The following is a 25624-nucleotide window of genomic DNA, read 5'->3' as shown; positions in this document are numbered from 1 at the left end:
GAGATGCGAGCGGATATTCTGGTGGTGGGCGGTGGCCTCGGCGGCGTGGCGGCGGCGCTCGGTGCCTGCCGGGCAGGCAAGAGCGTCATCATGACCGAGGAATTCGAATGGATCGGTGGCCAGTCGACCAGCCAAGGTGTGCCATCCGACGAACATAGCTGGGTCGAGCAGTTCGGCATCACGCGCTCCTATCGCAGGCTGCGCAACGGCGTGCGGCAATATTATCGCGACAACTATCCGCTGACCGAGGGCGCCCGCACCTGGGGCGATCTCAATCCCGGCGGCGGCTGGGTGAGCCGCATCTGCGCCGAGCCGCGCGTCAGCCTGGCGGTCATGGAAGCGATGCTGATGCCGTATCGAGGCGCCGGCCGTCTTAGGGTGTTGCAGCCCTATCGTCCCGCCGCCGCTGATGTCGAAGGCGACACCGTGCGCTCCGTCACCGTCCGCCATCGCTATACGGACCGTGAGGTCGTCATCTCGGCCGATTACATCCTTGACGCCACCGAGCTCGGCGATCTGCTGCCGATGACCGGCACGGATTATGTGAAAGGCTTCGAGGCACAGTCCGATACCGGCGAACCGAGCGCGCCGTCCGAAGCGCAGCCCGACAATGTTCAGGCAGTCTCGATCTGCTTTGCAGTCGATTGCGTCGATGGCGATCAGACGATCGACAAGCCTGACAATTACGACTACTGGCGCAAATACCAGCCGCAATTCTGGGGCGGCCCACTGCTCGGCTTCACCGCGCCCCACCCGCGCACGCTGGAATCCACCACGCGCAGTTTCACGCCCAATGTCGACGACAACCCGCTGCTCGTCGATGCCGATCAGCGCAAGGGTGGCGGTGACGAGAATCTCTGGCTCTTCCGCCGCATTGCGGCACGGCGCAATTTTGAGCCCGGCTTCTACCAGTCGGACATTTGCTTCGTAAACTGGCCGATGATCGACTACATGGACGGAACGATTATCGACGTGTCCGAGGAGGACAAGGCCCGACATCTGAAGGCGGCCGCCGATCTTTCCTATTCGGTCTTTTACTGGCTGCAAACCGAGGCGCCACGCATCGATGGCGGCCAGGGTTACCGGGGCTTGAGGCTTCGCGGCGACATCACCGGCACCGAGCACGGCCTCGCCATGGCGCCCTATATCCGTGAAGGCCGCCGCATCAAGCCAGTCACCCGCATTACCGAGCAGGATCTCTCCTATGCGGTGCGCGGCGACAAGGGCGCGATGAGCTATCGCGACAGCATCGGCATCGGCATGTACCGCATCGACCTTCATCCCTCGACCGGTGGCGACAATTATATCGACGTGCCGTCCTGCCCCTTCGAGATTCCGCTCGGCGCGCTGCTGCCGCAGCGCATGACGAACCTCATTGCCGCCGGCAAGAATATCGGCACCACCCATATCACCAATGGCTGCTACCGCCTGCACCCGGTCGAATGGAATATCGGCGAAGCGGCCGGCATGCTTGCGGCCCACTGCCTCGACAAGGGGCTGAAGCCTCACCAGGTCCAGGAAAACGACGCGCATCTCCACGACTTCCAGCAGGAACTCGTCCGGGAGGGCATCGAAATCCGCTGGCCGGTCATCGGGGCCTACTAAGCAGCCATCTCAGCAACCCATCTTTGGAGGAGGAACGGGAATGAACAAGAACAGGACACTGAAAACGGCAATTGCGGCGCTTGCCGTTGCCGTGCCGCTCGCCTGGAGCGGCATCGCCAAGGCTGAGGACGCGATCAAGCTGCGCATGACCATCTGGAGTGCGGCAGAAGCGCATCTGAAGCTGTTCAATGAGATCGCTGCCGGCTTCAAGAAGGACCACCCCAACGTCACCGCGACCTTCGAGTCGCTGCCGTTCGACACCTATACGACGGCGCTGACCACCCAGATTGCCGGCGGCAATGCGCCTGATATGGCCTGGATCTTCGAGACAGCTGCCTATGACTTCGTCAATTCCGGCGCGCTCTATCCGCTCACCGATACGCTGAAGGCGACGCCAGGCTACAATCTCGACGAGGTGAGCGCGACTGCCACGGAGCGCTGGCAAAAGGACGGCACGCTCTATGCCTATCCTTTCTCCACTTCACCCTTTGCGGTGTTCGTCAACAACGACCTGATCAAGGCGGCAGGGGCAAAGACACCTGCCGAGTTGATCGCGGCTGGCGAATGGACCTGGGACAATGCCATTGCTACCGCTTCGGCCGTTGGCGAGAAGGGCAAGGGTGGCCTGATCGTGCGCGATTTCAACTACCAGATCTGGCAGAACCTTGCTTCGATCTGGAACGGCTTTGGTGCGGCCCCCTGGAGCGCCGATGGCAAGACCTGCACAATGACCGAGAAGCCGATGGTCGATGCGCTCACCTTCGTCCATGACGCGATCTTCAAGAAGAAGGCGATCCCCGGTCCCGGTGAAAATGTCGATTTCTTCGCCGGCAATGCGGCGATGACCATCACTCAGATCAGCCGCGCCTCGCTGCTGCCGAAGGATAAGCCCTTCTCCTGGGATCTCGTGCCGCTGCCGAAGGGACCGGCAGGAGATTACGCGCTGATCGGCCAGGCCGGCATCGGCGTCATGCAGTCGGGCAAGAACGCCAAGACAGCCGCTGAATTCATCGCCTATATGACGAACGCGGAAAACTCGGCCAAGCTCAGCCAGTTCTTCCCCTCGGCCCGCAAGTCGCTACTCAACGCCGAGGTGCTGAAGAAGACCAATCCGCTGCTCAGCCAGGAACAGATCGACAAGGTCGTCATCGCGGGCATCGCGACCGGCAAGGTCATTCCCGGCCATACCGGCTTTGCCCAGATCCAGCAGACAGTTCGCTCCGGCCTAGATGCCGTCTGGCGTCCGGATGCGGATGTCGCCGGCACGCTCCAGACGATCTGCGGCCAGATCGGCCCGCTGCTCAAGCGCTGAGGAGATAAGAGATGGCTGTCACGCAGGATAACGCAATACCGGAAGGCCGCTCCTCGTCGCCGTTCTGGACGGTTGCGCGGCGCGACAGCCTTGCCGGCTTTCTGTTCATTGCCCCGCAGTTGATCGGCATCATCGTCTTCGTGCTGATCCCGCTCGGTCTGGTCTTCTGGTATTCGCTGCACGAATGGAACGTGCTTGCCAATACCTTCACCTATACGGGTACGCAGAACTACCAGATGCTGATTGAGGATCCGAACCTGCTGCAGGTGCTCGGTTCGACTGCCATCTTCTCCGCCGGGCTTGTGGTTCTCAACCTGTCGCTGGCCTTGCTGCTGGCGGTGCTGTTGAACCAGAAGCTCGCGGGCATCACGATCTTCCGGACGTTGTTCTTTTCGCCTGTTGTCGTGTCGCTGGTGGCCTGGACGATCGTCTGGGGGTTTCTGTTGCAGAAGAACGGCGGCATCAACGGCATGCTGCTGCTGTTTGGCATCGAGGGTCCGAATTGGCTGCGGGGCGAAACCACCGCGATGATCTCGGTCATCGTCGTGCAGGTGTTCAAGAATGTCGGCCTCAATATGATCCTGTTTCTTGCAGCCCTTCAGGGCGTGCCGAAAGAGCTCTATGAGGCGGCCCGCATCGATGGCGCCCCGCGCTTCAAGCAGTTCCGCCGTATTACCCTGCCGCTGATCAGCCCGACTATCCTTCTGACTTCGATTATTACCATCGTCGGATCTCTGCAGGTCTTCGCGCAGATCGCGGTGCTGACGCAGGGCGGTCCAGGTCTCTCGACGACGGTGCTCGTCTATTACCTCTACCAGCAAGCCTTCCAGTTTCACTTCTTCGGCTACGGTTCGACGCTTTCGATCCTGCTCTTCCTGATCGTGGCCATTCTGACATTCGCCCAGTGGCAATTGCGCAAGAGGATCGTATTCTATGAAAGCTGAGATCTCGCCGCGGATGAGGGTTATTCTCTACGGGCTGATGTGCGTGCTGCTCATCCCCTTCGTCTTCCCGACCTGGTGGATGGTGACGTCTTCGGTGAAGCCGATCAGCGATATCTTCGCCTTTCCACCGCAACTTTTCCCGCAGAGCTATGACTGGACGACCTATGGCAAGGTCTTCGAGCTGCAGCCTTTCGTCAAGCAATACTGGAATTCGGCCTATATCGCCGCCCTGGTGACGATCGGCACGATGATCGTTTCGTCGATGGCCGGCTACGCTTTCGCACGCATCAGGTTTCCCTTCGCCAACACGATCTTCATGGTCGTGCTGCTCGGCCTTTTGATCCCGTCGGAAGTCACGATCGTGCCGCTCTTCCAGATGTTTTTGAAGGCGGGCATGGTCAACACCCATTGGCCGCTGATCCTCGTGCCGATCTTCGGTGCGCCGAGTGTTTTCGCCACCTTCGTCATGCGGCAGTTTTTCGTGACGTTGCCGGTCGAGTTGGAAGAGGCAGCGCGCGTCGATGGTCTCGGACGTTTCAAGATCTTCCGCAAGATCGCGCTGCCACTTGCCAGGCCGGCACTGGCCTCCGTTGCGATCTTCACCTTCCTGCATTCCTGGAATCTCTATCTTGAACCGATCGTGTTCCTGTCGAGCGCGGAGAAGTTCACTCTGCCCCAGGCTCTCACCCAATATACCGACGCCTATGGCGGGCCGATGTGGAATATCCAGCTCGCCGCGGCAACACTCACAGCGTTGCCTGTTCTCGTCGTCTTCATCATCGCGCAGAAGCAATTCGTCGAAGGGCTCGCGCATACCGGCCTCAAGGGCTGAAGAACCGGATTTTCCTCATGGCTGACGTTACCCTTTCCCGTGTCCGCAAGAGTTATGGTGCGCTCGACATCATTCATGGCGCCGATCTCGGCATCCGCGACGGCGAATTCGTCGTGCTCGTCGGGCCATCGGGCTGCGGCAAGTCCACTTTGCTCAGGATGATCGCCGGGCTCGAGACGATTACCGGCGGCGATATCAGGATCGGCGGACGGGTCGTCAACGATCTCGACCCAAAGGACCGCGACATCGCCATGGTCTTCCAGAACTACGCGCTCTATCCGCATATGACGGTCGCGACCAATATGGGCTTCTCACTGGAGCATCGCGGCACCAGCAAGTCGGAGATCGCGAAGCGGGTGAAATGGGCGGCCGATATTCTCGGCCTGTCTCAGCTTCTCGATCGCTATCCGCGCCAGCTCTCCGGCGGTCAGCGCCAACGCGTCGCCATGGGCCGAGCGATCGTTCGCGATCCGCAAGTTTTTCTGTTCGACGAACCTTTATCGAACCTCGACGCCAAGTTGCGCGTTGTCATGCGTGGCGAAATCAAGAGCCTGCACCAGAGGCTCAAGACCACGACCATCTATGTCACCCATGACCAGGTGGAAGCCATGACCATGGCCGACAAGATCGTCGTGCTGAACGCTGGCAGAGTGGAACAGATTGGCGCGCCGCTTGACCTCTACGACCGCCCGGCCAACCAGTTCGTGGCCGGTTTCATCGGATCGCCATCCATGAATTTCCTGAACGGCACAATCACCAACAAGGGTTTCGCAGCACCCGGCATTGTCTTGCCACTGCCACAGACTGCACCTGAATTGAGCGACCGCGAGGCTGTTTACGGCATCCGGCCCGAACATTTCTCGCTCGACGACGCTGGCGTGCCGGCCGAGATTGTCCTGGTCGAGCCGATGGGTTCGGAAACCCAGGTGACGATGAAGCTCGGCGAGACGCAGGTTACCGGCGTCTTTCGGGAGCGCGTATCGATGTCTCCGGGCGTGAGGATCCGCGTCCGGCCGGAGCTCTCCAATATCCACCTCTTCGCCGCCGATGGTGGCCAGCGTCTGAACTGAGGCCGTTCCCATGCCTTCCTATCCGGAAACCAGGCTAACAAAAGCGCTGCGCGAGGGCGAATTCCCGATCATCGTCTCGCTCGCGCGTCACGATCTCGACCTCGCCAGGGCTGCTATCGACGCGGGTGCCTTTGCGATCAAGGTCCATCTCAACGCCTATCATCGCGCCACAGGCACCACCTTCGGCAGCTTTGCCGAAGAGCGACCGTTTTTCGAGGATCTTGCAACGCTCGGCGTGCCGCTTCTTGTCATGGCCGGGCAGGAAAGGGTTCCGAGCCCGCAAGAGATGGACGCGCTCGCCGATCTAGGTTTCGAGGGATTCAACATCTATGTCAGCGACATGCAGCCGCATCTGCTGCAATCGAAGCTACGGCCCATTCCTGCGCTTGGCGAGGCGAGTACCGACGAGGACCTGACGAAGATTCTCGACATTCCCGGTGCGATGATGGAAGCCTCGGTCGCTTCCTTTGCAGACTATGGAAAGCCGCTCGACGGGACCGATCTTGATCGCTACCGGACCATCGCGAGCAAAGCGGGTATTCCGGTCATCGCGCCAAGCCAGAAGAAGTTTGTGCCGGATGATATGCCGAAGCTGAGGGACGCGGGTATCGCGGCCCCTCTGCTTGGCGTTATCGTCACCGGCACGACGCCGGAGAGTATGAGAGCGGCGGTCAAGCCGATCGTCGCCGCAACGCGACGATGAATCTCAGCGCCGATGGCGCGGTCTTACTCCGCGGCCAGCTTCGCCTGGCCGTTGGCCTCGACAATCGACTGCAGCACGGAAAGCTCCTCGGCTGTCAGATCCGTGAGCGGAGCGCGCACGGCGCCCGGATCGCGGCCGATGACTTTCAGCCCGGCCTTGATGATGGAGACTGCATAGCCCTTCTTGCGATTGCGTAGCGCAACGAAGGGGAAGAAGAAGTCCTTCAAGATCTGGTCGACGGTCTTCTGGTCGCCTGCCCTGAGCGCCTTGTAGAACCGTTGCGAAAGAGCCGGCACAAAGTTGAAGACGGCCGAGGAGTATGTGGTAACGCCGGCGGCGAAATAGGCCTGAGCGTAGACTTCGTGGGTCGGCATGCCGCCGACATAGACAAGCCGGTCGCCAATCTTGGTCGTGATCTCGATGACCCGATCGACGTCGCCGACACCGTCCTTGAAGCCGACGAGATTGGGGCACTCATCGCAAAGCTGAGCGATGCTGTCGGCCGACAGGATCGCATTGTCCCGGTTATAGACGATCACGCCGATCCCGACCGACTGGCAGACAGCCTTCACATGGGCGACAAGCCCGGCCTGCTCGGCAAACATCAGATAGGGCGGAAGAAGGAGCAGACCATCGGCACCGGCCTTTTCGGCAGCGCGCGCAATATCGACGGCAAGTGACGTGCCATAGCCAGTGCCGGAGATGATCGGCGTTTTGCCTGCGGCAGCCTTGGCGGCGCGAATGACGGCGGGGATTTCGGCCGGATTGAGGGAGAAGAATTCGCCCGTGCCGCCAGCGGCAAAAAGTGCGCTTGCATCAAAACCGGCTAGCCAGTTCACATGGTCGCGGTAGGCGGCTTCATTGAACTTGTTCTCGCTGTCGAAATGCGTCACCGGGAAGGAGAGGAGGCCGTCGCCCACGGCTTTCTTGATGGCGTTGGGATCCATGTTGAATTCCTTGAATAATTGCTGATTGAAGGTGAGCGCCTCGCTCACATATGACCGGCTTCCATCGCCTCGAGCACCGCGGCTATGTAACCGTAGCAGAAGCTGAAGGCGACGCCCGTCGCGTCGCGGCCGCTGATGCGCGGCACATGGTCTGGCATGACCATATATTTGTAGCCGACCTCGCGGTAGACCTTCAGCGACCGCACCATGTCCATATCGCCTTCGTCGGGAAAGGTTTCCATGAAGGAGAGTTTGCCGCCGCTTATGTTGCGGAAGTGCAGGTTGAAGATCTTTCCACGCGTGCCGAACCAGCGGATGATGTCGTCGATTTCCTCGCGCGGATTGTCGAGCATCTCGCCGATTGAGCCCTGGCAGAAATTCAGGCCATGATAGGGGCTTTCGCGCATCTGCACGAATTTCTTCAGTCCATCCACAGTGCCAAGGACCCTGGTGACGCCGCGATAGCCCGGTGGCGTATAGGGATCGTGCGGATGGCAGGCAAGGCGCACCCTGTTGCTTTCGGCAACGGGAACCACGCGCTCGAGGAAGTAGTCGATGCGCTCCCAGTTCTCATCTTCTGAGAGGACGCCGGCAAGACCGGGCGCGGCCTGCTGATCGGCCCTTTCCCAGCGAAAGGCTTCGTTCAGAGAACCGCCACGGCCTTTTTCGAGCTCCGTCCTGGGAATGCCGATGAGATTGAGATTGTATTTCGTGGCGGGGATCCCGGCCTTTGCGCAATTCTCGATCATCCGGCAGACGGCATCGATCTGCTGGTCGCGTTCCGGACCTCCGAGCAGGATATCGGGATAGGACGCCTTTTCGATCGGCTTGGAGGGGAGGGGAAGCTGGATCATGTCCAGAACGAGGCCGAAGCTCTCTACATGATCACGATGACGCTCGAGATCCTCCAGCGTCCAGCTCGACGGCGCACCGGGCGGGTCAGCGGAAATATGCTTTACGCCTAGCTGAGCAAAAACGCGAAAATCATCGTCGTCCCGCGCAGCGACCTGGGTTCCCAAATACACGATTAACCTCCCGATCATTCAAATCATGTCATATGACATAATATGAATTTCTGTAGTTGTCGAGCCTCATTGCTGCTCTGCAAGCATCCGGTATCGTCGCTGGCTCGCCATCATATGCGCGCGCATGGCCTGTCTCGCGCGGTCGGGATCCTGCTCGGCGATAGCCGCCAGGATCTCACCATGCTCTGCATGGACTTTTTCGAGATAGGCGCGGTCATTGGCCTCCGGCAAGGTCGGGAATTGGCCGCGCGGGATCGCGCGCGGTCCGAAATGACGCAGGGCATCGATGTAGAATCTGTTGTTAGAAGCATTGGCTATGGCGGTATGGAATTCATAATCGGCCTCGACTGTGGGCTCACCGCTCTCGATGAGTTGGGCCATTTTCCGGTTGGCAAGCCGAATTGCCGCCTCCTGTTCGGCTGTTCGGCGATAGGCCGCAATAGCGGCAGCTTCTCCTTCGACAGCCATGCGAAACTCCAGCAATTCCAGCGTTTCCGGAATGCTCTTGACTTCGACCGGCGTCAGGATCAGCCTGCCATGTGCCTTGGGATCGGAGACGAAGACACCCTTGCCTTGAACGGGACGGACGAATCCGGCCGCGCGCAGGTCGGCGATCGCCTCCCGCACGACCGTACGGCTGACGCCGAAGGCCGCCTCAAGCTGCGGTTCGGTTGGAAGCTGATCTCCCTCGCGAAGCTTTCCCGTTTCGATCTGCATGCGCAGCTGGTCGATGACCTGCTGCGCCAAACGCTGTCTGCCACGCGTGCCCGCCACCATTTCGTTGTTCCCCATTTTCTCGTCCTCGTCCGCATGGCACTTGCAAACTTCTTTGAAAAGTCATAATACGACATACGGACGACATATTATGTCTTGTATAGTAACTCAGGGAGGAGTTGCAATGAAGCATTTTTCTAGAAGCCTGTTTGTTGGCGTCGCATTCTGCGCGCTGACCTTGGCGGCGCCGGCACTTCGGGCGGCCACGCCTGCCGATCAGCTGGTCATCGGCACCTCGCTTGCCCAGGTTCTTTCGCTGGACCCGCAGCAGGCGACGGAGGCCAAGGCCAACGAAATCATGTCGAATCTCTACGACCGCTTGGTTGCCTCGACGCCTGACGGCAAGATCGTGCCGCAGCTTGCTGAAAGCTGGCAGGTCGATGACAAGGGGATCACGTTCAAACTGCGCGATGCGACCTTCGCCTCCGGAAATCCGGTGACGTCCAAGGACGTCGTCTATTCGCTCGGCCGTTTGCTGAAGCTCGATCAGGCCGCAGCCGCCAACCTCAAGCGCGTCGGCTATACGAAGGACAATGTCGATCAACTGGTCAAAGCCGTCGACGACAAGACGGTGCGCATCGATCTTTCGGGCGAGGTGACATCGGAGCTTCTGCTTTACCGTCTGGCCATGGTGATTGCGAGCGTCGTCGACAGCGTTGAAGTCCAGAAGCATGTCGCCAACGACGACTATGGCAACGCTTGGCTGAGAACCCATTCGGCCGGCTCCGGACCGTTTACGTTGAACCGCTGGGCGCCCAATGAACTTGTCATTCTCGACGCCAACAAGAATTATGTTGGGGGTGCTCCGAAGATGCGCCGCGTCATCGTCCGCCATGTTCCCGAAAGCCAGGTGGAGCGCCTGATGCTGGAGCGCGGCGATATCGACATAGCAAGCGCAATGACCGCGTCGGATCTCGCCACCTTCGACAACAAGAAAGGTTTCGAGATCCAGCGTGTGCCCACAGGCGGCTTCTACGTGCTGTCGATGAACGCCGGTAACAAATACCTATCCAACCCGAAGGTGCGCGAAGCGATCGCCTACGGTATCGACTACAAGGGGATCGAGAAGACCATCATGGGTCCCTACGGGCGTGCGCGTACAGTGCCTGTTCCGGAGAACTTCGAATATGCAATCCCAAGCCCCGATTGRCACCTCGATGTCGCCAAGGCGAAGGCGCTTCTTGCCGAAGCCGGCTTCAAGGATGGCTTTACACTCAGTCTGAAGACCATCGCACAGACGCCCCGCATCGATCTTGCCACTGCAATCCAGGCTTCGCTCGGTCAGATCGGCATCAAGGTCGACATTCAGCAGGGCAACGGCTCCGACATCATCGCGGCCCACCGTGCGCGGAATTTCGATCTCCTCATTCCGCAGACAGGCGCCTACATGCCGAATGTGCTCGGGGCGATGGAGCAGTTCGCCTCCAATCCCGACAATTCTCTCGAGGCAAACAATGCAGGTAACTTCGTCTGGCGCTCGGCATGGGACATTCCCGAACTGACGGCTCTGACGGCAAAAGCCTCGCTCGAGGCAGACCCGAAGAAACGCGGCGAACTCTACGTCGAGATGCAGAAGATGTTCGTGGATCAGAAGCCGGCCGTCCTGCCGATGTTCGAGCGCTTCGAGCCCATCGTGCTGAATGGTGACGTCCATGGCTATGTCGGCCATCCGAACCAGACGACGCGCCTTGAGGGCGTCACGAAAGCCGAGACCGATTAAGCAAGGTCGCCGATCATGAAGGAACTCTCCGTCAAGGAACTGGCGCTCCGGGTGGCACACCTCGCCGTCAGCCTGTTCATCCTGCTGTGCGTCACTTTCGTGATCGGCCGTATTCTTCCCGCTGATCCGGTCGGAGCGATCGTCGGCGAGCTGGCAGATCCAGCCGCCTATGCCGCCATGCGCCAGAAGCTTGGTCTGGACCTGCCGATCTACCAGCAGTTCCTGATCTACCTGAATGGCCTGGCGCATGGCGATTTCGGAACGGCGGTGCTGACAGGCAATCCGGTCTCTTCGGACCTTGCCCAGGCATTTCCGGCGACCTTCGAACTCGCCACCCTGGCGATCCTGATCTCGACCTTCGTCGGCGTTCCGCTTGGGCTGACGGCGGCGCTCTTTCGAGACACTTTTATCGACAAGATCGCCCGGATCGTGGCGCTTGTCGGTCATTCGATCCCGGTCTTCTGGTTTGGGATTGTCGGCCTGGTCATCTTCTACGCCGGACTGAACTGGGTTGGAGGCCCCGGCCGTGTCGATGTCTTCTACGAGGGCATGGTGACGCCGCAGACGGGGCTGCTGCTCGTCGACAGTCTGCTGCAGGGAGAAACGGAGATCTTCTGGAACGCGGCTGGTCACATCATCCTGCCGGCTGTCATCCTGGCCTATGCCGCCATGGCCTATATCACCCGCATGACCCGCAGTTTCACGCTTGAGCAATTGAGCCAGGATTACGTGATTGCCGCGCGTGCAAAGGGTGTCGGCCCGGCACGCACTGTCATCGGTCACGTCCTGCCGAATATCGCCGTCCAGTTGATCACTATCCTGGCTATTTCCTACGGTGGCCTCCTGGAAGGCGCCGTCGTGACGGAGATCGTCTTTTCCTGGCCGGGTATCGGTCAATACATGACGAACGCACTGATGATCGGCGACATGAACGCCGTCGTTGCCGCCACCATCATCATCGGCTTCATCTTCATGTTCCTCAATTTCCTGGCGGACATCGCCTATGCGATATTCGATCCGCGGACTCGGGAGGCTGCTCAATGAGCGATGCAATCCAAACGGACCTCACTGTGCGCCCACCGAGCCTACCGGCACGGATCTCGGGCTCAACGATGCGGATCGTCTCAAGACTTGGGCAGGAACCGCTCGGCATGGCCGGCTTCGTCATTCTGGCGGTGCTCTGCGTCGTCGCGATCCTTGCGCCTTTGCTCGCGCCCTATGATCCCAACATCCAGGTCCTGTCCGACGCGCTGCAGCCGCCGAGCGCCGAGCATTGGGCAGGCACCGACGAGTTCGGCCGGGATATTCTGAGCCGTCTGATCTACGGGACGCGGATCACCGTCCAGACCGTGTTTTCGATCTCCCTGATCGTCGGCCCGATCGGTCTGCTGATCGGTGTTGTCGCCGGCTTCTTCGGAGGTCGAACGGACGCGCTCTTGATGCGGGCAACGGATATCGTCCTGTCCTTTCCCTCGCTGATCCTGGCGCTGGCATTCGCTGCCGCACTCGGAGCCGGACTGACGACGGCGATCATAGCCATTTCACTCACAGCATGGCCACCCATCGCGCGTCTGGCGCGCGCCGAGGCGCTGGTCGTCAGGAATGCCGACTATGTTGCCGCGGCCCGCCTCTATGGTGCCTCGCCCCTGCGCATCCTGTTGGTCTATATCGCTCCCATGTGCATTCCGTCGGTGATCGTACGTCTGACCTTGAACATGGCAGGCATCATTCTGACGGCTGCCTCGCTAGGCTTCCTCGGATTGGGCGCGCAGCCGCCGGCGCCCGAATGGGGCGCGATGATATCGAGCGGGCGCAAGTTCATGCTCGACTATTGGTGGGTTGCCGTGATGCCAGGTGTTGCCATTCTCGTCACCAGCCTCGCCTTCAACGTCGCAGGCGATGCGCTTCGCGACATTCTGGATCCCCGTCATGCCAGGTCCTGATATGAAGCCAGTTCTCTCCGTCGAAGACCTCAATGTCAGCTTCGGCAGGAACGCCGTGCCTGCCGTTTCCCATGTCAGCTTCGAAGTCGGGCGCGAGCGCGTCGGCATTGTCGGCGAGTCCGGCTCCGGAAAATCGACGACCGGTCGCGCGATCATGCGCCTTCTTTCGGCAGGCGCCACCGTCTCGGCAAGGCGTCTCGAACTCGATGGCAGTCCGCTTCTGTCTCTGTCCGAGAGGCAGATGGGAAAGATACGCGGCAAGGATATTGCGCTTATCATGCAGGACCCTCGCTATTCGCTCAATCCTGTGCTCAGCGTCGGCAAGCAGATCGCCGAAGCGGCCCGCCTGCATCTCAACCTGCATGGCGCAGCGGCGACCGCTGCCGCCAAGGCAATGCTCGAGCGCGTTCGCATCAGGGACGCCGAGCGCGTGATGGCGCAGTATCCGCATCAGATATCTGGTGGCATGGGGCAGCGTGTCATGATTGCGATGATGCTGCTTGCCAAGCCAAAGCTCGTCATCGCCGATGAACCGACCTCGGCGCTCGATGTCAGCGTGCGCAAGGACGTGCTGACGCTGCTGGACGAACTCGTCCGGGAGAACGATTCCGGCCTGCTGTTGATCAGTCACGATATCCGGATGGTCTCCGCCTTCTGTGAGCGGATCATCGTCATGTATGCGGGGCGCATCGTCGAGACGCTGACGAGGCTGGAAGATGCCAGCCATCCCTATACGAAGGGGCTGATCGCTGCGATGCCGGATCCACGACATCCCGTCCGGCGGCTTGCGGTTCTCGACCGCTCGAAGATCGACCTGGAGAGAGCATGATGATCGAAGTCCGCGACCTCAACGTCACATTCTCGTCCGGCAAACAGCAAAACCATGTCGTCAAGGATATCAGCTTCAGCGTCGCTCGTGGGGAAACGCTGGGCATCGTCGGCGAGTCCGGCTGCGGCAAGTCCACTGTCTTGCGATGCCTGTCAGGCATGGAAAAAGGCTGGTCGGGCGAAATCGCGCTCGCCGGTCGCACCGTCGGCAAGTCGAGAAGCCTCGACGACCTCAAATGCGCTCAAATGGTGTTTCAGGATCCCTATGGCTCGCTGCATCCGCGCCACCGGATCGGCACGGCACTTGCCGAGCCTTTGCGGGCCATGGGCAGACAGGAGATCTGGCAAACTGTGGAGCATTCTCTGCGCCAGGTTGGTCTGCCGACCGCATTTGCAAACCGTTTCCCACACGAACTTTCCGGCGGCCAGCGCCAGCGTGTCGCAATCGCACGGGCGGTGATCCTCTCCCCGCCTATCCTGCTTCTCGACGAACCGACCTCAGCGCTCGATGTGTCGATACAGGCGGAAATCCTGAACCTGCTGGCGGACCAGCACGACGAGATGGGGCTGACCTACGTGCTTGTCAGTCACGATCTGGCAGTGATCGCCCATATGTGCGATCGCGTGCTGATCATGAAGGATGGCCGGTTCGTCGACGAGCTCTCGAAACGGGATCTGCAGGATGGAAAAACGCACAACGAATATGCGCGTGAGCTGTTCGAAGCGACTTTCATCTGACACTTTCTATGTTGCGGCGACGGACCATGGGCGCTGCGGCGCCTCGGCATGATGCCGACCGGCCAGAAATCATTCCTAGGCTTCGGGCGCATAGACCGAGGCGGATCGCTGTCGCAGCGACGTGCGGCGCACCTTGCAGATCCTGGCGGATAGCTCAGTAACTGATCAGTGAATAGGGAACATCATTCGAACCGAAGCGAGGCTGGACGCCGAGCAGCGGGGCTGCTCGACCGATGATTTCCTTCACCATCGGGGCAGCGGTTGACGCTGCAGTTCGCCCGCCATGCTCGCCGGTTTTCGGGGCATCGATGATCGAGAGAACCATGTATTTCGGCTTATCCATTGGAAAGGCCGCGACGAAGGCGTTGAAATTCAGGTCGCTGGCATAGCGTCCATTGACGACCTTGTCGGCGGTGCCGGTCTTGCCGCCGACGTTGAAGCCCTCGACCTGGGCGCCGCGGCCGGAGCCCTTCAGCCCGTTCCAGGTGAAGAGGTAGCGCATATCCGCGCTCGTGCTTTGCTTGATGACGTTTCGCGACAATGCTGCGGCCTGTTCCGGCGACCGTGGTAGGAAGGTCGGCGAAATGAGGTTGCCGCCATTGATAAGAGATGCAGCCGCAGACGCCGTTTGCAGCGGGGTCGTCGCGACGCCGTGGCCGAAGGAGATCGTGACGGAGTTGATCTTCTTCCAGGTGCGTGGCTGTGTCGGCGTTGCGACACCCGGCATCTCCGTCTCCATCTTGGAGAGAAGGCCGAGCTTGGTCAGGAACTGTTGATGCCCTTCAATGCCGACCATATCCGCGACGGCGGCAGTGCCGATGTTCGACGAATACTGAAAGACTTCCGGGATCGACAGGGGCCTGTGCTTGCCTTTGAAGTCCTTGATCGTGAAGCCGCCCATGCGGATCGGACGGGATGCATCGACGACGGAGTTTAGTGTGATCTTTTCCGCGTCGAGGCCCATTGCCAGGGTGAAGCTCTTGAAGGTCGAGCCCATTTCGAATGTCGCATTGCTGATCCGATTGAACCAGCCTTTCTCGTAGTCCTTGTCCGGTCTGCCGTCCGCCAATGTGCGCGACGGCTCGTTAGGGTCGTAGTCCGGCACCGAGGCCATGGCCAGGACCTCGCCCGTCTCGACATCGAGAACGAGTGCGCCGGCGGCGTCTGCCTGATAGGCGTTCATCGCCTTGGCGGCGACCTCTCGGGCGATGTTCTGGACGCGGATGTCGATCGACAGCCTGACGGGCTCAAGTGGAACCCCAGATGTCAGTCCCACAGCCCTCAGATCGGCCAGGCCCTGCTGGTCGAGATACCGCTCCATGCCGGCCAGTCCTTGATTGTCGACATTGACGTGGCCGAGAATATGCGACGCAGCGCGCGCGCCGGGATAGAAGCGACGTTTTTCCGGTCTGAAGCCTATGCCGGGAAGGCCAAGGGCCAGGATGTCAGCTTGCTGCCTCGGCGTGAGTTGGCGCCGCAACCACTGGAAGCCGCTGTCCATCTTGAGTTTCTTGTGGGTCTCCCTCCAATCGAGGCTCGGGATGACGGCTGCGAGTTTCTCCACCACTTCGTCGGCGTCGATGATGCGACGGGGGTCTGCATAGAGGGAGACCATGTTCAGGTCGGTAGCAAGGAGCTGGCCGTTGCGATCGATGATGTCGGGCCGGGAGGCGACGCTGTTGGGATTGCCAAGCGAGCTGGCGGCAAACGGCTCAGCCAGCCCATACTGGAGGAGGCGACCTCCGATCAGTAGGAAGCCGAATACGAAGCCGGCGATCAAGATTCCCAGGCGCCGCCTTGCCTGGCCGCTCCGCTTTTTTCTCGTGCCCGGGATCTTGTCGTGAATGCCGATCCTCTGACGTTCGACGCGGATGTGGGAACGGCTTTTGATCTTTAAAATTCGCGAGATGATAGTCATTGCGCTAATCCAGAACAGGCGGCGGAAATCGAAGAAGCACCTCCGAAAACGCGGCGCGTTTTCAGGCCTGTTTCTCCTGGGGCAACTGGTGACGAGATTTGCGTCGAATAATCTAAGAATTTGTTAACCGTCGCTTCTAGAAGTGCCACCGGCACCGTGCTCGACGCCACGTCAAGCCATCCGCGGAGCGTTGTCTGGAGATCCAGATGGCGGCCAGCAATATCAGCCGCATCGTCGGGGTGATGAAGGACGCCGGCCTCTGCGGCATGCGATAAACTCCCGATCGCCTGAAATGAGCGATAGAGGTGCGGATTGGTCACCATTGTACCAACAGCTACCACTCCCGAACAAACCGCAACCCCTCACGGCGAAACGTCATGACGTCAATATTTTCCGCGCCGTTCTCGGGACCAGTTGGTTCGCTGGCGAGTTCCTATACGTCGATCAATCGTTGAGCGGTAAACTTATCCGTTACCAGCATGTCGATGACGCCAACGCGAAGGGCGCCTGAGATCGCTGCCGTCTTCTTTGCGCCGCCAGCCAGCGCGATGACCCGATCCACCCGCGCAAGGTCCTCGAGTGGAAGGCCTATGACCCGGTCATCCAGCGGCGTTTTCACCGGTTTGCCGTCCTTGTCGAAGAAACGCAGTGAAATGTCACCGACGGCGCCGGCCTCGGCGAGATCGGCGAGTTCTCGCGACGAAAAGATGTTGCCGGAACGGGCAAGCAATTCGGACGGCTCAACCGCGCCGATGCCGACGATGGCGAGCGTGATGCTGCCGAAGAGATCCATGGTCTCACGGACGAAGGGATCTGACTGCATCAGGAGCCTGGCTTCCCTCGACGTTGTCACGCCCTGTACGGGAAGCAGCTTGGGTTCGGCCCCGGTGAGGCGAGCAAGCCGCGTGGTGAGCTGCGTTGCATGTGTCTGCACCGAGGGGTCGCCCATGCCGCCGAGGGTCTGGACGACGTATTTTACCTGGGCGCTTTTCTGCGGATGGATGTTTTCGACCATCTTGAAGATGGTCTGGCTCCAGCTCGACACCCCGACGATCTCGCCAGGTGAAAGTGTGATCTCCAGAAGATGGGCTGCGGCTTCCCCGATCCGGGCCATGATTGCCCCGTCCCGGTCCTCGCTGCACTCGACGACAATTGCTTCGGGAAGGTCGAACTTTTGTCGCAGCGCCCCCTCGAGCTCGCTATAGGTGCCGACCGGCGGGATGACGCTGGTTCGAACGATATCCTCGGCCTCGGCCCTCTTCAGCATTCGCGAGACAGTCGCCTGGGAAAGCCGCAGATGCTGTGCGATCTCCGCCTGCCGCCGCCCTTCGATGTGGTACATCTGGGCAACCCTGGAAATCAGGCGGAGTTCGTTGAGGCGGGACATGGGCGATACCGGCTTGAATTTTTATTCACATTTAACCGGTGTCGGTCGCGACGTCGAGCGGGCCAGCGCATCATTCCATGTATTGAGAAGGCCGATGCGGTCGATCTCTTCGGGGCGGATCACTTCGGTGCTTCGGGGCAGTGCCTCGATCACATCGAGATCCTTCCACAGGCCGAGCGAAAGCCCGGCCAAATAGGCTGCACCGAGGGCTGAAGCCTCCGGCGCTTGGCATTGTATGACGGCATGTTCGATGAGATTGGATACGCACTGCATCAGGAAGCGGTTCTGGCTCGGGCCGCCATCGACGTATAGGGCGCCGAGTTGACCGCCGCTCTGGGCGCGCATGGCGGCGATCACGTCATGCACCTGGCAGGCGATCGAATCCGTCACCGAGCGGGCCATCTGGGCGCGGGTCGTGGAAAAGTTGATCTGAGCGAAGAGAGCGCGGGCGTCGGAACTCCAATAGGGGGCGCCAAGGCCGACGAAGGCCGGCACGAATCCCGGTCCGCCCGGCTCGGCCGTCGCCGCAAGGTCGACGAGGGCGGCCACATCGGGAAGGCCCAGAATGCCGGCCATCCAGGGAAGGCTTGCGGCCGAAACGAGGATATTGCCTTCGAAGGCGAAGGTCGGCACGCCAGCGATCCGCCAGGCGAGCGTCGTCGTGATGCCGTTTTGCGGCGCGATGAAGCGCGGCAATGTCGTCATGACGGAGGAACCGGTTCCAAACGTCACCTTGCCGTCGCCGGGCTTGAAGGCGCCGTGACCGAAGAGCGCTGCATGGCTGTCGCCGATGGCGGAGCGGATCGGCGTGCCATCGGCAATGCCGGGAAGCCCCTGTGTCGTGCCGAAATCGGCAGAGCTGTCGAGCACTTCAGGGAGCAGGGTAATATCAACGCCGAAGATTTGGCCGAGTTCTTCGCTCCAGACTTGGTCATTGAGGTCGAACAGCTGGCTGCGGGCGGCATTGGAGGCATCGCAGACATGGCGGCGTCCACCCGTCAGGCAATGGATTAGCCAGCTGTCGATCGTGCCGAGACGCACGCAGCGTCCGGCCGGAACGCGATCGAGCAGCCAGCGGAATTTCGATCCGGGAAACATCGGGTCTAAGGGCAGGCCGGTGAGCGCCTGTACGCGGTTGAGATGACCTTCGGCGATGAGGCGCTCGCAGTCAGGCGCGGTACGGCGGCACTGCCAGCTGAGCACGGGACCGAGCGCTTCGCCGGTCTCAGCATCCCACACCGTGACAGATTCGCGCTGGTTGGACACTGCCACCGCCTCGACAGTGACGTCGGACACTTTCGTCAGGCAGGTCTCGATCGCTTCGCAAACGGAGGCAAAGATCCGGCGAGGATCCTGCTCGACCCAGCCCGGTTGCGGATAGGAAATGCCGACGGCGGCCGAGCCTCTAGCGAGCACCTCTCCTGTTTCGGAAACCAGAACTGCCTTCGAATTGGTGGTGCCCTGGTCGATTGCCAGAATAGCCCGCATCGTCTTCTCCTCAGACAATGGCCGGGGCGGATGCACGCCCCGGCTCAATAGACCTGCTATCAGATTATTTGCGCTTGATCAGCGCCTCTGCCGCATCGGCGATCGCCGCCGGCGCCATGCCGAATTCGTCGAGGAGGAATTCGGCCGAACCCGTCGGCGCATAGATGCCGGGAACGCCAAGACGCTTCATCGGCACGGGCGCGTTGTCGACGACCACTTCGGCGACGGCGGAACCGAGGCCGCCGAAGATCGAATGTTCTTCCGCCGTTACGATCGCACCGGTCTCGTTGGCTGCGGCGATGATGGCGGTCTCGTCGATCGGACGAACGGTCGCCATGTTGAGCACGCGTGCCTTGACGCCGCGCGCGGCCAGGATCTCGGCGGCTTTCACCATGCGATGGGTCAGCGTGCCGTTGGCAATCAGCGTGACATCGGAGCCCTCACGCAGCAGGTTCGCCTTGCCGACTTCGAACTTATGGCCTTCGGGCAGCAGATCCGGAACGCCGACGCGCGACAGGCGCAGGAAGCAGGGACCATTGTAGCTTGCGGCCCATTCGACGGCGGCGGCGGTCTCGATCCGGTCGCAGGGGGCAATGACAGGCAGGTTCGGCAGCACGCGCGTCCAGGCAAAGTCTTCGATCGAATGATGGGTCGGGCCGAGTTCGCCATAAGCCATGCCGGAGGAAATGCCGACGAGTTTGACATTGGCGTTCGAGTAGGAGATGTCGGCCTTGATCTGCTCGAGCGACCGGCCGGTCAGGAATGGCGAAGCGCCGCAGACATAGGGCAGGCGTCCGCCATTGGCGAGGCCGGCGCCGACGCCGACCATGTTCTGTTCGGCAATGCCGACATTGACGAGGCGATCAGGGAATTTTGATTTGAAGCCGCCGAGCTTGGAGGAGCCGACCGAGTCGTTGCAGACGGCAACGATGGTTTCATTCTCGGCAGCCAGCCGTTCGAGCGTCGCGGCAAAGGCATCGCGGCAATCATAGAGCTTCGGTGGGTTTACGGGCGCGTTCATTAGAGTGCCTCCGACAGTTCTGCCAATGCGGTTTCATACTGTTCCTTGCTCGGAACCTTGTGGTGCCAGTCGACTCGATCCTGCATGAACGAGATGCCGTGGCCCTTATTGGTGTGCGCGACGATGCAATGCGGGCGGTCACTGCGATGCTCGAGAGCGGGCACGATCGCGTGCATGTCATTGCCATTGATTTCGCTGACCTCCCAGCCGAAGGCCTCGAGCTTGGGGCGAAGCGGCGCGAGATCGTTGGTGTCCGATAGGGAGGCGCCCTGTTGGAACCTATTGTGGTCGATGACCAGCGTCAGGTTGTCCAGGCGGAACTGGTATGCTGCCATGATGGCTTCCCAGTTGGAGCCTTCCTGCATCTCGCCGTCACCGGTGATGACATAGGTGTGGTATTTCGCGCCCGAGAGTTTCGCCGCCTTCGCCATGCCGACAGCGACAGGCAGCCCGTGTCCCAGAGGCCCCGTATTGGTTTCGACACCCGGCACCTTGTTGCAGTTCGGGTGGCCGTTCAGCCGGGAATGCGGCTTCAGGAAAGTCGCGATTTCCTCTTCCGGAATGAAGCCCCGCTTGGCGAGCGTCACATAGAGCGCGCAGGCCGTATGGCCCTTCGACAGCACGAACCTGTCGCGATCGGGATGTTTGGGCTGGTCGGGCCAGATATGCAGCACACGGAAGTAAAGCGCGGTGAGGAGATCGATCACCGACATCTCGCCACCAATATGGCCGGCGCCTGCCTCGTATACGGCCTGGAGGTCGCGCAGACGTATCTGGCGAGCAACACGTTCAAGTTCGGAAGGCTCCATCGTTTCCTCTTGTGCATAAATATTCATGTAGTTATATTTTTGCATACAAGCGGCCTTAGTCAAGCCCCTTATTGGTCATTGTGCTTCGCTCATCGGCCGAAAAGCTGGTTGACAGCATCTAAGCAAGTTGTTAATGAATTTTCCAGCAGGCATGAATAAATATTCTTGTTTGAAGAAATATTGGCCGCCGGCCTTAATCCCAGGGAGGAACGATGGTGGCGATCGACGTGAATGAACAGAGCCGTCCGTCCGGCACGTGGGTAAGCAAGCTCACGGGGGCAACCGGCCCGCTCATCGGGCTGCTTTTGCTCTGCCTGTTCCTGACCTTCAGCACTGATGCATTTCTCTCCGTCCGCAATGGTCTGAACATTCTCGACCAGATCACCGTGCTCGGGATCATGGCAGTGGGCATGACCTTCGTGATCCTGATCGGCGGCATCGACCTTTCAGTCGGTTCGGTTCTGGCTCTCGCGATGATGGTGATGGGCTGGACGGCGAATGTCGCCGGCCTGCCGCTCGGCATCGGCATCGTGGTGGCGCTTATTGCCTCGATGATCAGCGGCCTGATCGTCGGCATCATGGTCACCTGGTTCAGGGTGCCTGCCTTCATCGCGACACTGGCGATGATGTCGGCTGCGCGCGGCGTGGCGAACATGATCACCGACGGCCAGCAGATCGTCGGCTTCCCCGACTGGTTCATGATGCTGGCCATTGACCGCCATTTCGGCATTCTGACTGCAACCGTCTTCCTGATGCTGGCTGTCGTCGCCGCTGCCTGGGTTTTCCTGCACTTCCGCGCAGAAGGCCGCATGCTCTATGCGGTCGGCGGCAATCCCGAAGTTGCTCGTCTTGCCGGCATCAACGTCCAGCTCGTGACTATTCTTGTTTACATGGCGAGTGCCGTCCTTGCAGGTCTTGCCGGTATCGTTCTTGCTGCCCGTCTGGACTCGGTTCAGCCATCCAGCGGTTTTGGCTACGAGCTGGACACGATCGCGGCCGTCGTCATCGGCGGAACCTCTCTGTCGGGAGGCGCAGGCGGTATTGGCGGCACGCTGATCGGCGTCCTGATCATCGGCGTGCTGCGCAATGGCCTCAACCTTCTCAACGTCTCGCCCTTCCTGCAGCAGGTCATCATCGGCGTCGTCATCGTTCTCGCTGTCGGCGCAGAAACGATCCGGAAGCGGCGGGCTGCCTGATCATTCCGCCCGCAGACGATGCGGGCGTGAAGAAATTCCTCTCCGAGAGGTTTGGAGCGGAGCTATTGCCCGAGGGGGAGGATACCCGAGGGTTCACTAACAACGGAGGAACTGACATGAAATTTGCGCGCACTCTGCTCGCGTCTGCCGCCCTGCTTGGCCTCAGCCTCGGATCCGTTCAGGCGGCCGAAGTCAAGAAGCTCGGCCTTGCCGTCGCCAATTTGCAGGCAAACTTCTTCAACCAGATCAAGCAGTCCGTCGAAGCTGAAGCCAAGAAGCGTGGCATCGAGGTCCTCACCGTCGACGCCAAGGGCGATGGCCCGACCCAGGTCAACCAGATCCAGGACCTGCTGACCCAGAATATCGACGCACTGATCTACATCCCGGCAGGCGCTGCTGCAGCCAGTGTGCCGGTCAAGCTCGCAAAGCAGGCCGGCATTCCGGTCGTCAACGTCGACCGGAATGCTGAAGGCGCTCCGGGCGATACCTTCCTGGCGACCGATTCCGTCGCCTCCGCCAAGGCGGTTTGCGACTACATCCTCAAGGAAGCCGGCGGCAAGGGCAAGATGGTCATCATCCATGGCCAGAAGGGCACCACGCCTGAACTGGACCGCACCAAGGGGTGCCAGGAATCCCTGAAGGCCTATCCGGACGTGAGCGTCGTCGCCGAGCAATATTCCAACATGTGGAGCCAGGACGAGGGCTTCCAGATCATGCAGAATATGCTCCAGTCGAATTCTGATGTCTCGATCGTCTTTGCCCAGGCAGATGGACTGGCGCTCGGTGCGGCCCAGGCGATCAAGGTTGCTAATCCATCGCAAAAGATCGTGGTCGGTGGTTTTGATGGCGACACCGCTGCGCTCGAGGCCCTCAGCAAGGGTGTGTTCGACGTGACCGCGACACAGCAGACGCAGAAGATGGGCCGCGATGCGGTGGAGAACGCGGTCAAGCTCGCTGCCAAGGAAAAGGTGCCACCGGTTCAGCTGATGGACGCCACGCTGACGACCAAGGAAAACGTGGCAGGCTTCATCGCCAACCATCCGTAATCAGTCAAAATCTCGAGGAGGTGTGCTGTGACCGAGCCGGTTCTTTCCCTGAGGGGCATATCCAAGCGCTACGGACCGCTCCAGGTTCTGAAAAATGTGGACCTGGACGTCTATCCCGGCGAGGTGGTGGCACTTCTCGGCGAAAACGGCGCCGGCAAGTCGACGCTGTCAGGCATCATTGCCGGATCACGCACACCGTCCGAGGGCACGATGACATGGCTGGGGCAGCCTTATGCCCCGGCCGCTCCACGCGAGGCGATCGACAAGGGCGTCGTGCTGATCCATCAGGAACTGCAGCTTCTGCCGCATCTTTCAATCGCTGAAAATGTCTTCATCGGTCGTTGGCCGATGAAGAACGGCGTGGTCGACCGTACCCAGATGGTCCGCCGCGCCCAGGAACAGCTCGCACGGCTGAACCTGCACATTCCCGCGACCCGAAAGGTTGCCGGTCTTTCGACCGCCAACCAGCAGCTGATCGAGATTGCCAAGGCGCTGGCGCTCAATGCAAAACTCCTGATCCTTGACGAGCCGACCGCAGCCCTTGGCGGGGCGGAGACGGAAGCCCTGTTCGAGCAGGTGCGCAAGCTCCGCGCCGAGGGCGTAGGCATCATCTACATCTCCCACCGCATGGAAGAGATCAAAAAGATCACCGATCGCATCGTCGTGCTTCGCGACGGAGAGCGCGTCCATGAATTTGCCGACAGTTCGACGCCGGTACGCACGATCGTCGAAAGCATGGTCGGCCGCTCGCTCGATCGCATGTTTCCGACCCTTCCCGAGCCGACCAGCAGGCCCGTGCTCGAAGTGTCCGGCCTGACGTCGCCGGATGATTCCTTCCGGGATGTAAGTTTCGACGTTCACGCGGGCGAGATCCTCGGCATTGCCGGCCTCGTCGGTGCCGGCCGCACCGAGCTCGTGCGCGCGATTTCCGGTGCCGATCCAATCAGCGCCGGCTCGGTCCGGCTGGAAGGCGAGGCGCTGAAGCTGCGCAGCCCTGCGGATGCGATCGCCAAGGGCATCGTGATGGTTCCGGAAGATCGCAAGGATCAAGGGCTCGTCGTTGCACACAAGATCAGCGAGAACATCATCTACGCCAATCTCGACAAGCTTGGCGGGCGCTGGCTCACTTCGAGCGTGAAACGCGTTTTCGCCGAAAAGGCGGTGGCGAAATTCGGCGTCAAGGGGCGTGCGGAGCAGTTTGCCTCCGACCTCTCGGGTGGCAACCAGCAGAAGGTCGTCATCGCCAAATGGCTGATGCGCGATCCGAAGGTCGTGGTGCTGGACGAGCCCACACGCGGTATCGATGTCGGAGCCCGCGCCGGCATCTACGATATCATCGTCAACCTCGCCAAACAGGGCGTCGCGGTCATCGTCGTAAGCTCCGATCTCGAGGAGGTTCTCGGCGTATCTAACCGCATTCTCGTGCTGGCGCAGGGCAAACAGGCAGGCATTTTGAAGCGTGACGAGGCGAACGACGTCTCGGTCATGGAACTGGCGACAATCTAGGCAAAGACAGAAAGGAAGAGCGGTGTCCGACATCTCTCTGAACGCACCTAAACTATTTGATCTCAGCGGCCAGGTTGCCATCGTGACGGGCGCCGGCAGCGGCATCGGGCAAAGGATCGCCATCGGTCTTGCCCAGTGCGGCGCCGACGTGGCGCTTCTCGATCGCCGCACTGATGACGGTCTTGCCACGACTGMCAGCCATATCAGGGCTGCCGGTCGCCGCTCGATCGAGATTGCTGCCGACGTCACCAGTAAATCGTCGCTTGCCGAAGCCGTCGCCCGCACCGAAGCCGATCTCGGTGCGCTCTCGCTTGCTGTCAATGCCGCCGGTATCGCCAACGCTAATCCCGCCGAGGAGATGGAAGAGGATCAGTACCAGACACTGATGGACATCAACCTGAAGGGCATCTTCCTGTCCTGCCAGGCCGAGGCGCGGGCCATGTTGAAGAACGGCCGCGGGTCGATCGTCAATATCGCCTCCATGTCGGGCGTTATCGTCAATCGCGGTTTGAGCCAGGCCCATTACAATGCCTCGAAGGCGGGCGTGATCCATATGTCGAAGTCGTTCGCCATGGAGTGGGTCGGGCGCGGCATCCGCGTCAACACGATTTCGCCGGGCTATACCGCAACGCCGATGAACACCCGGCCGGAGATGGTACATCAGACCAAGCTCTTCGAAGAACAGACGCCGATGCAGCGTATGGCCAGTGTCGATGAGATGGTCGGTCCTGCGGTCTTCCTGCTCTCGAATGCTGCAAGTTTCGTGACGGGTGTCGATCTGCTCGTTGACGGCGGCTTCTGCTGCTGGTGAT

Annotated in this window: 24 protein-coding genes; 15 read left to right on the top strand and 9 right to left on the bottom strand. The window is 60.5% G+C overall.

The features are described from left to right. The first annotated feature begins 3 nt into the window (after positions 1-3). Genes AC1DTN_RS13470 through AC1DTN_RS13445 form a run of 6 tightly spaced genes read left to right on the top strand, consistent with a single transcriptional unit; the run spans position 4 to position 6466 of the window. Positions 4-1605, top strand: a complete 1602-nt coding sequence (locus tag AC1DTN_RS13470) for an FAD-dependent oxidoreductase (RefSeq protein ID WP_477921407.1) — start codon at positions 4-6, stop codon at positions 1603-1605. Between the two features lie 40 nt (positions 1606-1645). Then, positions 1646-2917: an ABC transporter substrate-binding protein gene (locus AC1DTN_RS13465; RefSeq protein WP_477921365.1), complete on the top strand. Its 1272-nt coding sequence runs from the start codon at positions 1646-1648 to the stop codon at positions 2915-2917. Between the two features lie 11 nt (positions 2918-2928). Then, positions 2929-3861: a carbohydrate ABC transporter permease gene (locus AC1DTN_RS13460; RefSeq protein ID WP_477921364.1), complete on the top strand. Its 933-nt coding sequence runs from the start codon at positions 2929-2931 to the stop codon at positions 3859-3861. After that, a complete protein-coding gene (locus tag AC1DTN_RS13455; RefSeq protein WP_113324584.1) occupies positions 3851-4693 on the top strand; it encodes a carbohydrate ABC transporter permease in 843 nt (280 codons plus the stop codon). The genes AC1DTN_RS13460 and AC1DTN_RS13455 overlap by 11 nt, the downstream gene beginning before the upstream one ends. A gap of 17 nt (positions 4694-4710) precedes the next feature. Further along, positions 4711-5763 (top strand): ABC transporter ATP-binding protein, encoded by a 1053-nt coding sequence (locus AC1DTN_RS13450; RefSeq protein WP_477921362.1) that lies wholly within the window; start codon positions 4711-4713, stop codon positions 5761-5763. A gap of 10 nt (positions 5764-5773) precedes the next feature. Beyond that, positions 5774-6466, top strand: coding sequence for a hypothetical protein (locus tag AC1DTN_RS13445; RefSeq protein ID WP_439017509.1), 693 nt, complete (start codon positions 5774-5776; stop codon positions 6464-6466). Positions 6467-6489: 23 nt separating this feature from the next. Here the strand turns inward: AC1DTN_RS13445 and kdgD are convergent, their stop codons facing one another. The 3 genes from kdgD to AC1DTN_RS13430 all read right to left on the bottom strand — a co-directional run bounded on the left by kdgD (position 6490) and on the right by AC1DTN_RS13430 (position 9215). Then, the gene (gene kdgD, locus AC1DTN_RS13440; RefSeq protein WP_477921360.1) at positions 6490-7413 is read right to left on the bottom strand and encodes a 5-dehydro-4-deoxyglucarate dehydratase; all 924 of its coding nucleotides are present in this window, start codon (positions 7411-7413) and stop codon (positions 6490-6492) included. Between the two features lie 44 nt (positions 7414-7457). Then, positions 7458-8438: a mannonate dehydratase gene (locus tag AC1DTN_RS13435; RefSeq protein ID WP_477921358.1), complete on the bottom strand. Its 981-nt coding sequence runs from the start codon at positions 8436-8438 to the stop codon at positions 7458-7460. A gap of 66 nt (positions 8439-8504) precedes the next feature. Then, the gene (locus AC1DTN_RS13430; protein ID WP_477921405.1) at positions 8505-9215 is read right to left on the bottom strand and encodes a FadR/GntR family transcriptional regulator; all 711 of its coding nucleotides are present in this window, start codon (positions 9213-9215) and stop codon (positions 8505-8507) included. 121 nt (positions 9216-9336) lie between these two features. On the opposite strand from AC1DTN_RS13430, the gene AC1DTN_RS13425 reads away from it, so the two are divergent. Genes AC1DTN_RS13425 through AC1DTN_RS13405 form a run of 5 tightly spaced genes read left to right on the top strand, consistent with a single transcriptional unit; the run spans position 9337 to position 14441 of the window. Further along, complete coding sequence (locus tag AC1DTN_RS13425) at positions 9337-10932, top strand: ABC transporter substrate-binding protein (RefSeq protein WP_477921356.1); 1596 nt, start codon at positions 9337-9339, stop codon at positions 10930-10932. 15 nt (positions 10933-10947) lie between these two features. Continuing rightward, positions 10948-11976: an ABC transporter permease gene (locus AC1DTN_RS13420; RefSeq protein WP_477921355.1), complete on the top strand. Its 1029-nt coding sequence runs from the start codon at positions 10948-10950 to the stop codon at positions 11974-11976. Further along, complete coding sequence (locus tag AC1DTN_RS13415) at positions 11973-12875, top strand: ABC transporter permease (RefSeq protein ID WP_477921353.1); 903 nt, start codon at positions 11973-11975, stop codon at positions 12873-12875. The genes AC1DTN_RS13420 and AC1DTN_RS13415 overlap by 4 nt, the downstream gene beginning before the upstream one ends. After that, positions 12862-13704: an ABC transporter ATP-binding protein gene (locus AC1DTN_RS13410; RefSeq protein WP_477921351.1), complete on the top strand. Its 843-nt coding sequence runs from the start codon at positions 12862-12864 to the stop codon at positions 13702-13704. The genes AC1DTN_RS13415 and AC1DTN_RS13410 overlap by 14 nt, the downstream gene beginning before the upstream one ends. Then, positions 13704-14441: an ABC transporter ATP-binding protein gene (locus AC1DTN_RS13405; RefSeq protein ID WP_477921403.1), complete on the top strand. Its 738-nt coding sequence runs from the start codon at positions 13704-13706 to the stop codon at positions 14439-14441. Before AC1DTN_RS13410 ends, AC1DTN_RS13405 begins: the two co-directional genes overlap by 1 nt. 154 nt (positions 14442-14595) lie before the next feature. On the opposite strand, the gene AC1DTN_RS13400 is transcribed toward AC1DTN_RS13405, so the two are convergent. From AC1DTN_RS13400 to AC1DTN_RS13375, 6 genes are all read right to left on the bottom strand, one after another. After that, entirely contained in the window at positions 14596-16359 is a 1764-nt protein-coding gene (locus AC1DTN_RS13400) for a peptidoglycan D,D-transpeptidase FtsI family protein (protein ID WP_477921349.1), read from the bottom strand. Next, positions 16356-16682, bottom strand: coding sequence for a hypothetical protein (locus tag AC1DTN_RS13395; protein ID WP_310382357.1), 327 nt, complete (start codon positions 16680-16682; stop codon positions 16356-16358). The genes AC1DTN_RS13400 and AC1DTN_RS13395 overlap by 4 nt, the downstream gene beginning before the upstream one ends. A gap of 110 nt (positions 16683-16792) precedes the next feature. Beyond that, positions 16793-17746, bottom strand: a complete 954-nt coding sequence (locus tag AC1DTN_RS13390) for a sugar-binding transcriptional regulator (RefSeq protein ID WP_310382358.1) — start codon at positions 17744-17746, stop codon at positions 16793-16795. 21 nt (positions 17747-17767) lie between these two features. After that, complete coding sequence (locus AC1DTN_RS13385) at positions 17768-19234, bottom strand: FGGY family carbohydrate kinase (protein ID WP_477921347.1); 1467 nt, start codon at positions 19232-19234, stop codon at positions 17768-17770. Positions 19235-19298: 64 nt separating this feature from the next. Continuing rightward, the gene (locus tag AC1DTN_RS13380) at positions 19299-20255 is read right to left on the bottom strand and encodes a transketolase family protein (protein WP_477921345.1); all 957 of its coding nucleotides are present in this window, start codon (positions 20253-20255) and stop codon (positions 19299-19301) included. Further along, the gene (locus tag AC1DTN_RS13375) at positions 20255-21064 is read right to left on the bottom strand and encodes a transketolase (protein ID WP_113324572.1); all 810 of its coding nucleotides are present in this window, start codon (positions 21062-21064) and stop codon (positions 20255-20257) included. Before AC1DTN_RS13375 ends, AC1DTN_RS13380 begins: the two co-directional genes overlap by 1 nt. Positions 21065-21276: 212 nt before the next feature. Between AC1DTN_RS13375 and AC1DTN_RS13370 the strand changes: the two genes are divergently transcribed. The 4 genes from AC1DTN_RS13370 to AC1DTN_RS13355 all read left to right on the top strand — a co-directional run bounded on the left by AC1DTN_RS13370 (position 21277) and on the right by AC1DTN_RS13355 (position 25623). After that, entirely contained in the window at positions 21277-22260 is a 984-nt protein-coding gene (locus AC1DTN_RS13370) for an ABC transporter permease (protein ID WP_310382361.1), read from the top strand. Between the two features lie 116 nt (positions 22261-22376). After that, positions 22377-23306 carry a sugar ABC transporter substrate-binding protein gene (locus AC1DTN_RS13365; RefSeq protein ID WP_113298805.1) on the top strand — a complete coding sequence of 310 codons (930 nt, stop codon included), beginning with the start codon at positions 22377-22379 and terminating at the stop codon, positions 23304-23306. A 27-nt stretch (positions 23307-23333) separates the two neighbouring features. Then, entirely contained in the window at positions 23334-24812 is a 1479-nt protein-coding gene (locus AC1DTN_RS13360) for a sugar ABC transporter ATP-binding protein (RefSeq protein WP_439017519.1), read from the top strand. 22 nt (positions 24813-24834) lie between these two features. After that, positions 24835-25623, top strand: coding sequence for an SDR family oxidoreductase (locus AC1DTN_RS13355; protein ID WP_477921342.1), 789 nt, complete (start codon positions 24835-24837; stop codon positions 25621-25623). Position 25624: the final 1 nt, after the last annotated feature.

The sequence above is a fragment of the Rhizobium sp. 01T444 genome, assembly GCF_056398305.1.
The sequence above is the reverse complement of the archived record's forward strand: the minus strand, read 5'-3'. Positions and strand labels throughout refer to the sequence as shown.

Excerpts from the sequence above, each read along its gene's own strand:
- AC1DTN_RS13365 (WP_113298805.1), top strand. The coding sequence starts at position 22,377 with ATGAAATTTGCGCGCACTCTGCTCGCGTCTGCCGCCCTGCTTGGCCTC.
- kdgD (WP_477921360.1), bottom strand. The coding sequence starts at position 7,413 with ATGGATCCCAACGCCATCAAGAAAGCCGTGGGCGACGGCCTCCTCTCC.
- AC1DTN_RS13465 (WP_477921365.1), top strand. The coding sequence starts at position 1,646 with ATGAACAAGAACAGGACACTGAAAACGGCAATTGCGGCGCTTGCCGTT.
- AC1DTN_RS13400 (WP_477921349.1), bottom strand. The coding sequence starts at position 16,359 with ATGACTATCATCTCGCGAATTTTAAAGATCAAAAGCCGTTCCCACATC.
- AC1DTN_RS13395 (WP_310382357.1), bottom strand. The coding sequence starts at position 16,682 with ATGGTGACCAATCCGCACCTCTATCGCTCATTTCAGGCGATCGGGAGT.
- AC1DTN_RS13460 (WP_477921364.1), top strand. The coding sequence starts at position 2,929 with ATGGCTGTCACGCAGGATAACGCAATACCGGAAGGCCGCTCCTCGTCG.
- AC1DTN_RS13405 (WP_477921403.1), top strand. The coding sequence starts at position 13,704 with ATGATCGAAGTCCGCGACCTCAACGTCACATTCTCGTCCGGCAAACAG.
- AC1DTN_RS13375 (WP_113324572.1), bottom strand. The coding sequence starts at position 21,064 with ATGGAGCCTTCCGAACTTGAACGTGTTGCTCGCCAGATACGTCTGCGC.
- AC1DTN_RS13445 (WP_439017509.1), top strand. The coding sequence starts at position 5,774 with ATGCCTTCCTATCCGGAAACCAGGCTAACAAAAGCGCTGCGCGAGGGC.
- AC1DTN_RS13430 (WP_477921405.1), bottom strand. The coding sequence starts at position 9,215 with ATGGTGGCGGGCACGCGTGGCAGACAGCGTTTGGCGCAGCAGGTCATC.
- AC1DTN_RS13415 (WP_477921353.1), top strand. The coding sequence starts at position 11,973 with ATGAGCGATGCAATCCAAACGGACCTCACTGTGCGCCCACCGAGCCTA.
- AC1DTN_RS13370 (WP_310382361.1), top strand. The coding sequence starts at position 21,277 with ATGGTGGCGATCGACGTGAATGAACAGAGCCGTCCGTCCGGCACGTGG.
- AC1DTN_RS13450 (WP_477921362.1), top strand. The coding sequence starts at position 4,711 with ATGGCTGACGTTACCCTTTCCCGTGTCCGCAAGAGTTATGGTGCGCTC.
- AC1DTN_RS13385 (WP_477921347.1), bottom strand. The coding sequence starts at position 19,234 with ATGCGGGCTATTCTGGCAATCGACCAGGGCACCACCAATTCGAAGGCA.
- AC1DTN_RS13455 (WP_113324584.1), top strand. The coding sequence starts at position 3,851 with ATGAAAGCTGAGATCTCGCCGCGGATGAGGGTTATTCTCTACGGGCTG.
- AC1DTN_RS13380 (WP_477921345.1), bottom strand. The coding sequence starts at position 20,255 with ATGAACGCGCCCGTAAACCCACCGAAGCTCTATGATTGCCGCGATGCC.
- AC1DTN_RS13470 (WP_477921407.1), top strand. The coding sequence starts at position 4 with ATGCGAGCGGATATTCTGGTGGTGGGCGGTGGCCTCGGCGGCGTGGCG.
- AC1DTN_RS13420 (WP_477921355.1), top strand. The coding sequence starts at position 10,948 with ATGAAGGAACTCTCCGTCAAGGAACTGGCGCTCCGGGTGGCACACCTC.
- AC1DTN_RS13410 (WP_477921351.1), top strand. The coding sequence starts at position 12,862 with ATGCCAGGTCCTGATATGAAGCCAGTTCTCTCCGTCGAAGACCTCAAT.
- AC1DTN_RS13390 (WP_310382358.1), bottom strand. The coding sequence starts at position 17,746 with ATGTCCCGCCTCAACGAACTCCGCCTGATTTCCAGGGTTGCCCAGATG.